This is a genomic window from Kitasatospora sp. GP30 (assembly GCF_029892145.1).
Taxonomy (GTDB): domain Bacteria; phylum Actinomycetota; class Actinomycetes; order Streptomycetales; family Streptomycetaceae; genus Kitasatospora; species Kitasatospora acidiphila.
Map to the genome: position 1 here is coordinate 220,395 of NZ_JARZAH010000007.1, position 12,780 is coordinate 233,174.

The window sequence follows — 12,780 nt, forward strand, 5'->3', positions numbered from 1 at the left end:
CGTTTTCCGGGACCAACCGCAGACCGGACGGACCGGTCTTACTCGCCCTTGGCCTTGGCGATGATCTCCTCCGCCACGTTCCGCGGAACCTCGGCGTACGAGTCGAACTGCATCGAGTAGCTCGCGCGACCAGAGGTCTTGCTGCGCAGGTCACCGACGTAGCCGAACATCTCGGAGAGCGGCACCAGCGCGTTGACCACGCGGGCGCCGTGACGCTCGTCCATGGACCGGATCTGGCCACGACGAGAGTTGATGTCGCCGATGACCTCGCCCATGTAGTCCTCGGGCGTGGTGACCTCGACGGCCATCATCGGCTCCAGGAGGGCCGGACCGGCCTTCCTGGCGCCTTCCTTGAAGGCCATCGAGCCGGCGATCTTGAACGCGAGCTCGGAGGAGTCGACGTCGTGCGAGGCACCGTCGAGCAGCGTCACGCGGACACCCTGCAGCGGGTAGCCGGCGAGGACACCGAACTCCATGGCCTCCTGGCAACCGGCGTCGACCGAAGGGATGTACTCCTTCGGCACGCGGCCACCGGTGACCTTGTTGACGAACTCGTAGCCGTCGCCGCTCTCCAGAGGCTCGATCGCGATCTGGATCTTGGCGAACTGGCCGGAGCCACCGGTCTGCTTCTTGTGCGTGTAGTCGATCCGCTCGACGGCCTTGCGGATCGTCTCGCGGTACGCGACCTGCGGCTTGCCGACGTTGGCCTCGACCTTGAACTCACGCTTCATACGGTCGACCAGCACCTCGAGGTGCAGCTCGCCCATACCCGCGATGATGGTCTGGCCGGTCTCCTCGTCCGTGTTGACCTGGAAGGAGGGGTCCTCCTCCGCGAGACGCTGGATGGCGACACCCAGCTTCTCCTGGTCACCCTTGGACTTGGGCTCGATGGCGACGCGGATGACCGGGGCCGGGAAGTCCATGGACTCCAGGATGACCGGGTTCTTCTCGTCGCTCAGCGTCTCACCGGTGGTGGTCTGCTTCAGGCCCATGACGGCGATGATGTCGCCGGCGCCCACCGACTCGATCTCCTCACGCTTGTTCGCGTGCATGCGGTAGATCTTGCCGATGCGCTCCTTCTTGCCCTTGACGGAGTTCAGCACCGAGGTGCCGGACTCCAGGCGGCCCGAGTAAACCCGGACGAAGGTGAGCTTGCCGAGGTGCGGGTCCGACATGATCTTGAACGCGAGCGCGGCGAGCGGCTCGTCGTCCGAGGCCTTGCGGACGATCTCGACCGAGTCGTCGCCGGGCTTGGTGCCCTTGATGCTCTCGATGTCGAGCGGCGACGGCAGGTACTTCACGACCGCGTCGAGCAGGGGCTGGACGCCCTTGTTCTTGAACGCGGAGCCGCAGAAGATCGGGGTGAAGTCCGAGTTCAGCGTGCCCTTGCGGATCGCGGCGATCAGCAGCTCCTCGGGGATGTCCTCGCCCTCGAGGGCGAGCTCCATCACCTCGTCGCTGACGTTCGACACGGTGTCGAGCAGCGCCTCGCGGTACTCCGCCGCCTGCTCGGCCAGGTCGGCCGGGATCTCGACGGTGTCGTACATCTCGCCCTTGGGGGCGTCCGCGGACCAGACCAGGGCCTTCATCTTCACCAGGTCGACGACGCCGGTGAAGTCGGCCTCGGCACCGATCGGCAGCTGCATGACCAGCGGGGTCGCGTTGAGGCGGTCCTTGATGGTCTGCACGCAGAAGAAGAAGTTGGCGCCCGTGCGGTCCAGCTTGTTGACGAAGCAGATGCGCGGAACGCCGTAGCGGTCAGCCTGCCGCCACACGGTCTCGGACTGGGGCTCGACACCGGCGACGCCGTCGAACACCGTCACGCCACCGTCGAGGACGCGCAGCGAGCGCTCCACCTCGACGGTGAAGTCGACGTGGCCCGGGGTGTCGATGATGTTGATGGTGTTGTCAACGCCGTCGAGCGTCCAGTGACAGGTCGTCGCGGCCGACGTGATCGTGATGCCGCGCTCCTGCTCCTGCTCCATCCAGTCCATGGTGGCAGCGCCATCGTGGACCTCACCGATCTTGTACGAGACACCGGTGTAGAACAGGATCCGCTCGGTGGTGGTGGTCTTGCCCGCGTCGATGTGCGCCATGATCCCGATGTTGCGGACCTTGGCGAGGTCAAGGGAGGTTGTAGCCATGGTGGCTCGTTCTCTCTCTGTCTAGTGACGGGGTACGGACTACCAGCGGTAGTGCGCGAAGGCCTTGTTGGACTCGGCCATCTTGTGGGTGTCCTCGCGACGCTTCACGGAAGCGCCCAGGCCGTTGCTGGCGTCGAGGATCTCGTTCATCAGGCGCTCGGTCATGGTCTTCTCGCGACGGGCGCGGGAGTAGCCGACCATCCAGCGCAGCGCCAGGGTGCTGGCGCGGCCCGGGCGGACCTCGACCGGAACCTGGTAGGTCGCGCCACCGACGCGGCGGGACTTGACCTCGAGGGCCGGCTTGACGTTCTCCAGCGCGCGCTTCAGCGTCACGACGGGGTCCGAGCCGGTCTTCTCGCGAACGCCCTCGAGGGCGCCGTACACGATGCGCTCGGCGGTGGAGCGCTTGCCGTGCAGCAGGATCTTGTTGACCAGCGAGGTCACCAGCGGGGAGCCGTAAACCGGGTCGATGATGACCGGGCGCTTCGGGGCGGGGCCCTTACGAGGCATTCTTACTTCTCCTTCTTGGCGCCGTAGCGGCTGCGAGCCTGCTTGCGGTTCTTGACACCCTGGGTGTCAAGCGAGCCGCGGATGATCTTGTAGCGGACACCAGGAAGGTCCTTCACACGCCCACCGCGGACCAGCACGATGGAGTGCTCCTGCAGGTTGTGGCCCTCGCCCGGAATGTAAGCGGTGACCTCGATCCCGCTGGTGAGGCGCACACGGGCGACCTTGCGGAGAGCCGAGTTCGGCTTCTTCGGGGTGGTCGTGTACACACGCGTGCAGACGCCGCGACGCTGGGGCGAACCCTTCAGGGCGGGCGTCTTGTTCTTCTCGACCTTGTCCTGCCGGCCCTTTCGGACCAGCTGCTGGATCGTAGGCACCGTTTCTCCGTTTTCTGTGTGCCAAGGCTGGGTGAAACTAACCTGCGGTGTTCCCAAGCGGTCTGCCCAGCTCACGCCGACCCACGCGGTCGGGTGTGTTGAGCCTCCTCGGAGGGAGGAATCACGCGGAATCCCATGGACTGACGCACCACGGCGGCGCATACAGGGCGGGTGGAACCTCACCGCTGCGGCGGCCGGTGTGCTTGCACGCCAAGGACCCGGGGACACCCCAGGCACAAGGTCAGAGCGTACCTAGCGCATCGGGCGCGGTCAAAACAAATGGAGCGCCGCAGGTCGTGGCGGATCCGGGCGCCCCACCGGCCGCGGCCCGCGAGGGCGGCCGGGGTGGCGCGGCTAACACACCCCGGTGCGAGCCGCTACCCGTGCGCGGCGACCAGCAGCAGGCTGAAGAGCAACATCATCGCCCAACCGGCCACCGACAGGTAGCCCAGGACCAATCCGGCCGTCGCCATCCCGTCACCGCTCTCCTTGGTGCGGCGGATCTGATTGCGCGCCACATGACCGGTGATCACCGCCGGCAGCCCGAAGAAACCCATGGACGGCACACAGAGCAGGCCCAGCACCAGGGAGGCGACGGCCATGCCGTTGTTGGGCGCCGGGCGGACCGGCGGCGGCATGAAGGTGGCCGGCACCGGCATCGGCGCCACCGGCGGGGCCAGGCCCGGGCCGGCCGGCAGGTCGGCCACCAGCTGGGCCAACTGGCCGTAGGTCTGGGCGCTGTTCGCCACCTCGAACCGCTCGCCGTACTCCGCCGCGGACAACCGCCCCTCGGCGTAGGCCGCCTTCAGCACGTCGATGGTGCGCTCGCGGTCGGTGTGCGCGGCGCGCATCGCGGCGTGCGGCGACCCGTACGGGACCGGCGAGCCGTAGGCGGGGGCCGGCGGGCCGTAGGCAGCCGGCGGACCGTAGGCCCCGGGCTGGGCCGGCTGCCGGGACTGCCAACCGCCGGGCCACGGCTGCACGTCACCCATCCGGACTCCTCCCCTGTCGTCTCCCATGTGAGGACGAACGCATCGGCCGCCGGGTTCCGTCTCGGCCGCACCGTCTCATCATGCCCTGCAACCGGGCTCCGGCATCATGGGCCAGGTGAGTGAAGACAACGGCGGGGCGACCGTCGAGCAGTGGGAGCAGGCGCTCGGCGCGCTGCTGGGCGCGCCGGCGAAGCTGACCGACCGGGTGCTGGACGAGGGCGCCTCGCTGCTGGCCGCCTCCGCCGAGCGCTGGCCGGCCGTCGGGCGCGGCCTGCTGACCCTGGCGGACCGGTCACTGGGCTCGCTCTGGGCCCGCGGCTGGCGCCCGGCCGACCTGGCCCGGCTGGTCCGGCGGGACCTGGCGCCGCCGCACCAGGCGCTGCTGACCGACCTGGTCGCCGCCGAGGCGCGCGGCCACTCCCCCGCCACCCTGGACCGGCGCTGGCAGGAGCAGCTGCGCGAGCTCGGCGCCGAGGCCTGGTGGGACGGCGACGAGGGTTTCCTGCCCGGCTTCGCCGAGCGGCACCGGCTGGACCGGTTCGCCCTGGCCACCGCCGCCCTGGAGCTGCTGGCACTGCTCGCCCGGCTGCCGGTGATCACGCCGGTCGGGCCGGCCCCGGGCGCGGCCCACCGGGTCGAGCACCGGGCGGCTGGCCCGCTGACCGGCGAGCCCCGGATGCTCTCCCGGATCCGGGCCCTGCTGGCCAAGGCCGAGTCGACCGAGTACCCGCAGGAGGCCGAGGCGCTGACCGCCAAGGCCCAGCAGCTGATGGCCCAGCACTCCATCGACGAGGCACTGCTCGCGGTCGGCCGGCCGGACTCCGCGGCTACGCCCGGCGCGGTCCGGATCGGGGTGGAGAACCCGTACGAGGGCCCCAAGGCGATGCTGCTGGACGCGGTGGCGGCGGCCAACCGGTGCCGGGTGGTGTGGGCCAAGGAGTTCTCGTTCTGCACCGTCATCGGCTTCGACTCCGACCTGGACGCGGTGGAGCTGCTCTACACCTCGCTGCTGGTGCAGGCCACCGCGGCGATGCAGCAGGCCGGCAGCCGGCAGCACCTGGACGGGGCCTCCCGCACCCGGGCGTTCCGGCAGTCCTTCCTGGTCTCCTACGCGGCCCGGATCCGGGAGCGGCTCACCGAGGCGACCGAGCAGACCACCCGGGAGGCGGCCGCCGGGCGCCATCTGAACGACGACGGCACCGCCGAGCAGCGGCTGCCCGACGCCCGGCTGCTGCCCGCGCTGGCGGCCCGCGAGGAGGCGGTGGAGTCCGCGACCGAGCGGATGTTCCCCAAGCTCACCTCGCAGCGGGTGCGAGTCAGCGACGGGGAGGGCTGGGCGGCCGGGCGCGCCGCCGCGGACCGGGCGGCCCTGCAGCCCCGGCGGCGGCTCGGCCGGCAGGCGTAACCCGGCGCCCGCTCAGTCCCAGAGCGCGCCGAACTCCAGCAGCTCGTCGCGGTGCTCGATCCGCTCCACCCAGTCGGCCGGCCAGGCGTCGGCGCCGTGGTGCGCACCGGCGAAGGCGCCGGCCAGGCAGGCGAGCGAGTCGGAGTCGCCGGAGGAGTAGGCGGCCCGGCGGATCGCCGCCACCGGGTCGTCGGGGAAGAGCAGGAAGCAGAGCAGCGCGCTGGCGAACGCCTCCTCGGCGATCCAGCCCTCCCCCGTGATCAGGCACGGGTCGGCTTCGCGGTCCGCTGCGGCCAGCGCCTGGTCCAGCCGGTCCAGGACGGCCAGGCACTGGTCCCAGCCCTCGGTGATGAACGACTCCGCATCGTGGCGGTGGGACTGCGTCCACAGGTCGCCCAGCCAGTCCTCGCGGTACTTGGTGCGGTTGGCCGCCGCGTAGGCCCGCAGCAGCGCGGGCAGCTGGGCCGGTGCGGTGTCCTGGGTGAGCAGCCAGACGGTCAGCGCGGTCAGTTCACTGGCCGCCAGGCCGGTCGGGTGACCGTGGGTCAGTGCGGCCTGCAGCTGGGAGCCGCCCGCGAGTTGGTCCATCGTCAGCCCGCGTACCAGGCCCAGCGGGGCGACCCGCATGTTGGCGCCGCAGCCCTTGGAGCCGATCCGGCTGGCCTCCTGCCAGCGCACCCCGCGGTGGCTGAGCTCCTGGCAGGCGCTCAGGCAGGTGAAGCCCGGCGCCCGGTTGTTCTGCGGCGAGCGCCACCACTCGACGTACTCGGCGCGCAGCGGCGCGGTGAACCGCTCGGCGGTCAGCGGACCGTCGGCCAGCGCGGTGCGCAGCGCGCGGGCCACCGAGAGCGTCATCTGGGTGTCGTCGGTGACCAACGCCACCTGGCGCAGCGGGAGTTGACGCCAGTCGGGCCAGCTCCGGGCGAGGTTCTCCATCGACTGGAACTCGGTCGGGGCGCCGAGCGCGTCACCCAGCGCCAGGCCCAGCAGAGCACCGCTAGCACGCTTCATGTGGTCACCTGCAGTTCGGTCAGGCCGCGGATCACGTAGCCGGGCTGCCAGACCGGCTCCCGCAGCAGCGTCAGGTCGGGCGCCCGGCGCAGCAACGCACCGAAGGATTCGGCGAGTTCGAGCCTGGCCAGCGGCGCGCCGAGGCAGTAGTGGATGCCCGCGCCGAAGGAGATGTGCGGGTTGTCGGCCCGGGTGACGTCCAGCCGCTCGGGGTCGGCGAACCGCGCCTCGTCCCGGTTGGCCGAGCCGAACAGCAGGGCCAGCTCGCTGCCGCGCGGGATGCGCACGCCGGCCACCTCGATGTCCTCCAGCACCCACCGCTCGAACATCTGCAGCGGGGTGTCGAACCGCATCAACTCCTCGATGGCGGTCGGGAGGTGGGCGTCGACATCGGAGCGCAGCAGGGCCAGCTGAGCGGGGTTGCGCAACAGCGCCCACCAGCCGTTGCCGGTGGTGTTGACGGTCGCCTCGTGGCCGGCGTTCAGCAGCAGTACGCAGGTGGAGACCAGTTCCTGCTCGCTGAGCGCGTCGCCGTCCTCCTGGGCGGCGATCAGCGCGGAGACCAGGTCCTCGCCCGGCGCGGCCCGGCGCTCGCCGATCAGCGCGCGCAGGTAGTCGGAGAACTCGACGCTGGCCCGCACCGCCCGCTCGGCGGTCCCGGTGCTCGGGTTGAGCTCGAACATTCCGGTGATCGCGGCCGACCAGGGCCGCAGCAGGTGCCGGTCGGCGGCGGGCACGCCGAGCATCTCGGCGATCACGGCCACCGGCAGCGGTTCGGCGACGGCCGAGATCAGGTCGCCGCCGCCCTCCTCCAGCAGCCCGGTGACCAGTTCGTCGGCCAGCCGCGCCACGGTGGGCCGCAGTGCCTCGACCATCCGCGGGGTGAAGGCCTTGGCGACCAGCCGGCGGATCCGGGTGTGGTCGGGGCCTTCCAGGTCCAGCAAGCCGTTGCCGTTGAGGGTGTGGAACGGCTCGTGTGCCGGGTCGGGCGGGGTCCGCCCGAACTCCTCGTGGCCGAACCGGTGGGTGTAGGTGCGCCCGAGCCGCCGGTCCCGCAGCAGCGCGCTGACGTCCGCGTGCCGGGAGACCAGCCACTGCCCGGTGGCCTCGTGGAAGACCACCGGGGCATCGGCCCGCAGCTCGGCATAGACGTCGTACGGGTGCGCGATGAACTCCGCCGACCGGGGATCGAAACGCGTCGTCACTCGGTCAGCCTAGCGACCAGGGCCGGCAGCGCCGTGGAGATGGGCTCCCGGATCACCAGGTCTGCCGGCTCGTCGTACGGGGTCGGCTCGGCGTTGACCACGATCAGCCCGGCCCCCGCCTGGACCGCCACCTCCACCAGTCCGGCCGCCGGATGCACCTGCAGGCTGCTGCCGACGGCGATGAACACGTCGCACAGCTGCGCGATCCGGGCGGCCCGGTCCAGCACCTCGGGGTCCAGCGCCTCGCCGAACATCACGGTGGCCGGTCGCAGGATCCCGCCGCACTCCCGGCAGGCCGGGTCCGGCTCGCCGGCCGCCACCCGGTCCAGCACCTCGGCCATGGCACCGGTGTACGCGCACCCCGTGCAGCGCACCCGCCGCGCGGTGCCGTGCAGTTCGAGCACATGGTCCTGGCGCAGCCCGGCCTCCTGGTGCAGCCCGTCCACGTTCTGGGTGAGCACCCGGGTCGGCAGCGCCCGGTCCAGCTCGACCAGCGCCCGGTGCCCGGCGTTCGGCTCGGCGTTCAGCGCGCCCGCGTCCCGGCGCATCAGCCAGGAACGCCGCCGGACGTCCGAGGAGGCCAGGTACGGGCCGATGGTGACCAACTCCTGGGCGCTCGGATCGCGCTGCCAAAGGCCTTGCGGGCCACGGTAGTCGGGGATGCCGGAGTCGGTGGAGATGCCGGCGCCGGTCAGGACGGCGACGAGCTTGCGGCTGCTCATGCCCCGACAGTAGGTGCCTCCCGAGGCCGACCGCACCCGGGTTTCAGCCCTCGCCCGCCACCACCGCCCCGGCCTCGTAGGCGAAGACCACCGCGTGCACCCGGTCGCGCAGCTGCAACTTGCTCAGCAGGTTGGCGACATGGGTCTTGACGGTGTGTTCGCTGACCGTCAGCTCGGCGGCGCTCTCGGCGTTCGACAGCCCTCGGGCCAGGAACCGCAGGGTCTCCTGCTGGATGATCCGGTAGGCCGCAGCCGCCACGTCGGCGGGTGACGACGGTGACCGCGGTGTAGAGCAGCACTCCGTTCAGACGGTGGTTCATCGGGCTCCCCCTCGGGCCGCCAGCCCGGCCCCTCCGTGCCGACACCCCGAAGCCTGCCCGCCAGCCCCCTGGTCGCGGATCAGCCCACCGAACGGCTTCTCCGCCTCCCCCACGGGACGGACAAACGCCGCAGGGCGGTCATCCCTGAGAGGGATGACCGCCCTGCGGCTCAACCGTGGACTCAGCCGGTGTACGGGCCGTAGTCGTAGTCGTCCAGCGGGACCGCCTGGCCGGAGCCGGCGCCGAAGGGCGACAGGTCGTAGTCGTCGTAGCCGACGGCCGAGTACATCGCGGCCTTGGCCTCCTCGGTCGGCTCGACCCGGATGTTGCGGTAGCGGGGCAGGCCCGTACCGGCCGGGATGAGCTTACCGAGGATGACGTTCTCCTTGAGGCCCAGCAGCGGGTCCGACTTGGCGTGGATCGCCGCGTCGGTGAGCACCCGGGTCGTCTCCTGGAAGGAGGCGGCCGACAGCCAGGACTCGGTGGCCAGCGAGGCCTTGGTGATACCCATCAGCTGCGGACGGCCGGAGGCGGGGTGACCGCCCTCGGAGACCACACGACGGTTCTCGGTCTCGAACCGGCCGCGCTCGACCAGCTCGCCCGGCAGCAGCTCGGCGTCGCCCGACTCGATGATCGTCACGCGGCGGAGCATCTGCCGGATGATGATCTCGATGTGCTTGTCGTGGATCGACACACCCTGCGAGTTGTAGACCTTCTGGACCTCGGCGACCAGGTGGATCTGGACGGCACGCTGGCCCATGATCCGCAGCACGTCGTGCGGGTTGGTGGCACCCATGGTCAGCTTCTGGCCGACCTGGACCTGCTCGCCCTCGCTCACCAGGAGCTTGACACGCTTGGAGACCGGGTAGGCGATCTCGTCGGTGCCGTCGTCCGGGGTGATGACGATCTTGCGGGTCTTCTCGGTGTCCTCGATCCGGGCCCGGCCGGAGGCCTCCGAGATCGGGGCCACACCCTTGGGGGTACGGGCCTCGAAGAGCTCGACGACACGCGGCAGACCCTGGGTGATGTCGTCACCGGCCACACCACCGGTGTGGAAGGTACGCATGGTCAGCTGGGTACCGGGCTCACCGATGGACTGGGCGGCGATGATGCCGACCGCCTCACCGATGTCGACCAGCTTGCCGGTGGCCAGCGAGCGGCCGTAGCACATGGCACAGGTGCCGACCGCCGACTCACAGGTGAGGATCGAGCGGACCTTGACCTCGCCGATGCCGTGCTTGATCAGCTCGTCGATCAGGACGTCACCGAGGTCGGTGTTGGCCGTCGCGATGAGCTTGCCGTCGACGGTGATGTCCTCGGCCAGCATGCGGGCGTAGACGCTGGTCTCGACGTCCTCCGCCTTGCGCAGCACACCGTCCTCGCCGACGCTGCCGATCGCCAGCTTGAGGCCGCGCTCGGTGCCGCAGTCCTCCTCGCGGATGATCACGTCCTGCGAGACGTCCACCAGACGACGGGTCAGGTAACCCGAGTCGGCGGTACGCAGCGCGGTGTCGGCCAGACCCTTACGGGCACCGTGGGTGGAGATGAAGTACTCCAGCACGGACAGGCCCTCACGGAACGAGGCCTTGATGGGACGCGGGATGGTCTCGTTCTTCGCGTTCGACACCAGACCACGCATACCGGCGATCTGACGCATCTGCATCATGTTTCCACGAGCACCCGAGTCCACCATCATGAAGATGGGGTTGGTCTTCGGGAAGTTCGCGTTCATCGCCTCGGCGACCTCGTTGGTCGCCTTGGTCCAGATGTTGACGAGCTCCTGCTTGCGCTCGTCGTTGGTCATCAGACCGCGCTCGTAGTTCTTCTGGACCTTCTCGGCCTGCGCCTCGTAGCCCTCGAGGATCTGGGGCTTGCTCGGCGGGACCACGACGTCCGAGATCGAGACGGTGACACCGGAACGGGTCGACCAGTGGAAGCCGGACGCCTTCAGGTTGTCCAGGGTCGCCGCCACGACGACCTTGGGGTACCGCTCGGCCAGGTCGTTGACGATCGCGGAGAGCTGCTTCTTGCCCACCTCGTAGTCGACGAACGGGTAGTCCTCGGGCAGCAGCTCGTTGAAGAGCGCCCGACCCAGGGTCGTGGTGAGCCGGAAGGACTCGCCCTCGGTCCACTGCGCCGCCTCGCTGTCGACCCACTCGGGGTCGACCGACGGGGTCCAGCCCCGCGGCGGCACGGTGCCGATCGGCAGCCGCAGGTTGATCGGGGCCTGGACGTCCAGCTCGCGGGCGTCGAAGGCCATGATCGCCTCGGCGGTGGACGAGAAGGAGCGGCCGGCGCCCTTCACGTTCTCGCGGTCCGAGGTGAGGAAGAACAGACCGAGCACCATGTCCTGGGTCGGCATGGTGACGGGGCGACCGTCGGCCGGCTTCAGGATGTTGTTCGAGGACAGCATCAGGATGCGGGCCTCGGCCTGGGCCTCCGCGCTCAGCGGCAGGTGAACGGCCATCTGGTCACCGTCGAAGTCCGCGTTGAACGCGGTGCAGACGAGCGGGTGGATCTGGATGGCCTTGCCCTCGACCAGCTGCGGCTCGAAGGCCTGGATGCCCAGGCGGTGCAGGGTGGGCGCACGGTTCAGCAGCACCGGGTGCTCGGCGATGACCTCTTCGAGGACGTCCCACACCACCGGGCGGGCGCGCTCGACCATGCGCTTGGCCGACTTGATGTTCTGCGCGTGGTTCAGGTCGACCAGGCGCTTCATCACGAACGGCTTGAAGAGCTCCAGCGCCATGGCCTTGGGCAGACCGCACTGGTGCAGCTTGAGCTGCGGGCCGACGACGATGACCGAACGGGCCGAGTAGTCGACGCGCTTGCCGAGCAGGTTCTGACGGAAACGACCCTGCTTGCCCTTCAGCATGTCGCTGAGGGACTTCAGCGGACGGTTGCCGGGGCCCGTCACCGGGCGGCCGCGGCGGCCGTTGTCGAAGAGGGCGTCGACCGCCTCCTGGAGCATGCGCTTCTCGTTGTTGACGATGATCTCGGGCGCGCCGAGGTCGAGAAGCCGCTTCAGGCGGTTGTTGCGGTTGATGACACGGCGGTACAGGTCGTTCAGGTCGGAGGTCGCGAAGCGGCCACCGTCCAGCTGCACCATCGGACGCAGGTCCGGCGGGATCACCGGGACGCAGTCGAGCACCATGCCGTGCGGCTTGTTGCTGGTCTGCAGGAAGGCGGAGACGACCTTGAGGCGCTTGAGCGCACGGGTCTTCTTCTGGCCCTTGCCGGTGCGGATGATCTCGCGCAGGCGCTCGGCCTCGGCGGTCAGGTCGAAGGTCTCCAGGCGGTCCTTGAGGGCCGCGGCGCCCATCGAGCCCTGGAAGTAGGTGCCGAACCGGTCGCGCAGCTCGCGGTAGAGCAGCTCGTCACCCTCGAGGTCCTGGACCTTGAGGTTCTTGAACCGGGCCCAGACCTCGTCCAGGCGGTCGATCTCGCGCTGCGCACGGTCGCGCAGCTGCTTCATCTCACGCTCGGCACCCTCGCGCACCTTGCGGCGCACGTCGGCCTTGGCGCCCTCGGCCTCCAGCTCGGCCAGGTCGGTCTCGGCCTTCTTGGCGCGGGCCTCGAGGTCGGCGTCGCGGCGGTTCTCGATCTGCTGGCGCTCGACCGAGACGTGCGCCTCCAGGGAGGGCAGGTCGCGCTGACGGCGCTCCTCGTCCACCCAGGTGATCATGTAGGCGGCGAAGTAGATGACCTTCTCGAGGTCCTTCGGCGCCAGGTCGAGCAGGTAGCCGAGGCGGGACGGCACACCCTTGAAGTACCAGATGTGGGTGACCGGGGCGGCCAGCTCGATGTGGCCCATCCGCTCACGGCGCACCTTGGCGCGGGTCACCTCGACGCCGCAGCGCTCGCAGATGATGCCCTTGAAGCGGACGCGCTTGTACTTACCGCAGTAGCACTCCCAGTCCCGGGTGGGGCCGAAGATCTTCTCGCAGAAGAGGCCGTCCTTTTCGGGCTTCAGGGTGCGGTAGTTGATGGTCTCCGGCTTCTTGACCTCGCCGTGGGACCACTGGCGGATGTCGTCAGCCGTGGCCAGGCCGATGCGGAGCTCGTCGAAGAAGTTGACGTCAAGCACTGGTCGTCAA

General features: G+C 69.9%; 9 protein-coding genes and 1 pseudogene. 1 reads left to right on the top strand and 9 read right to left on the bottom strand.

The window, feature by feature from the left end:
* Nucleotides 1-38: 38 nt before the first annotated feature.
* The 4 genes from fusA to P3T35_RS14375 form a co-directional block, all read right to left on the bottom strand.
* Complete coding sequence (gene fusA / locus P3T35_RS14360) at nucleotides 39-2,144, bottom strand: elongation factor G (protein ID WP_101381379.1); 2,106 nt, start codon at nucleotides 2,142-2,144, stop codon at nucleotides 39-41.
* 39 nt (nucleotides 2,145-2,183) lie between these two features.
* The gene (rpsG, locus tag P3T35_RS14365; RefSeq protein WP_035848142.1) at nucleotides 2,184-2,654 is read right to left on the bottom strand and encodes a 30S ribosomal protein S7; all 471 of its coding nucleotides are present in this window, start codon (nucleotides 2,652-2,654) and stop codon (nucleotides 2,184-2,186) included.
* A 2-nt stretch (nucleotides 2,655-2,656) separates the two neighbouring features.
* Nucleotides 2,657-3,028: a 30S ribosomal protein S12 gene (gene rpsL, locus P3T35_RS14370; protein WP_014144289.1), complete on the bottom strand. Its 372-nt coding sequence runs from the start codon at nucleotides 3,026-3,028 to the stop codon at nucleotides 2,657-2,659.
* Between the two features lie 377 nt (nucleotides 3,029-3,405).
* Nucleotides 3,406-4,020, bottom strand: coding sequence for a DUF1707 and DUF4190 domain-containing protein (locus P3T35_RS14375; RefSeq protein ID WP_348533414.1), 615 nt, complete (start codon nucleotides 4,018-4,020; stop codon nucleotides 3,406-3,408).
* A gap of 115 nt (nucleotides 4,021-4,135) precedes the next feature.
* Between P3T35_RS14375 and P3T35_RS14380 the strand changes: the two genes are divergently transcribed.
* A complete protein-coding gene (locus P3T35_RS14380) occupies nucleotides 4,136-5,425 on the top strand; it encodes a DUF2786 domain-containing protein (RefSeq protein ID WP_280706161.1) in 1,290 nt (429 codons plus the stop codon).
* A gap of 12 nt (nucleotides 5,426-5,437) precedes the next feature.
* Here the strand turns inward: P3T35_RS14380 and P3T35_RS14385 are convergent, their stop codons facing one another.
* The 5 genes and pseudogenes from P3T35_RS14385 to P3T35_RS14405 form a co-directional block, all read right to left on the bottom strand.
* Nucleotides 5,438-6,436, bottom strand: coding sequence for an ADP-ribosylglycohydrolase family protein (locus tag P3T35_RS14385; RefSeq protein ID WP_101381377.1), 999 nt, complete (start codon nucleotides 6,434-6,436; stop codon nucleotides 5,438-5,440).
* Nucleotides 6,433-7,641 carry a cytochrome P450 gene (locus P3T35_RS14390; RefSeq protein ID WP_101381376.1) on the bottom strand — a complete coding sequence of 403 codons (1,209 nt, stop codon included), beginning with the start codon at nucleotides 7,639-7,641 and terminating at the stop codon, nucleotides 6,433-6,435. Before P3T35_RS14390 ends, P3T35_RS14385 begins: the two co-directional genes overlap by 4 nt.
* The gene (locus P3T35_RS14395) at nucleotides 7,638-8,363 is read right to left on the bottom strand and encodes a Sir2 family NAD-dependent protein deacetylase (RefSeq protein WP_101381375.1); all 726 of its coding nucleotides are present in this window, start codon (nucleotides 8,361-8,363) and stop codon (nucleotides 7,638-7,640) included. Before P3T35_RS14395 ends, P3T35_RS14390 begins: the two co-directional genes overlap by 4 nt.
* Before the next feature lie 43 nt (nucleotides 8,364-8,406).
* Nucleotides 8,407-8,595: pseudogene (locus P3T35_RS14400) on the bottom strand (LuxR C-terminal-related transcriptional regulator); the annotation flags it as partial.
* Nucleotides 8,596-8,864: 269 nt separating this feature from the next.
* A complete protein-coding gene (locus P3T35_RS14405) occupies nucleotides 8,865-12,770 on the bottom strand; it encodes a DNA-directed RNA polymerase subunit beta' (RefSeq protein ID WP_101381374.1) in 3,906 nt (1,301 codons plus the stop codon).
* Nucleotides 12,771-12,780 lie beyond the last annotated feature (10 nt).

Coding starts and splice junctions, on each gene's coding strand:
- fusA (WP_101381379.1), bottom strand. CDS start 2,144: ATGGCTACAACCTCCCTTGACCTCGCCAAGGTCCGCAACATCGGGATC.
- rpsG (WP_035848142.1), bottom strand. CDS start 2,654: ATGCCTCGTAAGGGCCCCGCCCCGAAGCGCCCGGTCATCATCGACCCG.
- P3T35_RS14375 (WP_348533414.1), bottom strand. CDS start 4,020: ATGGGTGACGTGCAGCCGTGGCCCGGCGGTTGGCAGTCCCGGCAGCCG.
- P3T35_RS14385 (WP_101381377.1), bottom strand. CDS start 6,436: ATGAAGCGTGCTAGCGGTGCTCTGCTGGGCCTGGCGCTGGGTGACGCG.
- P3T35_RS14395 (WP_101381375.1), bottom strand. CDS start 8,363: ATGAGCAGCCGCAAGCTCGTCGCCGTCCTGACCGGCGCCGGCATCTCC.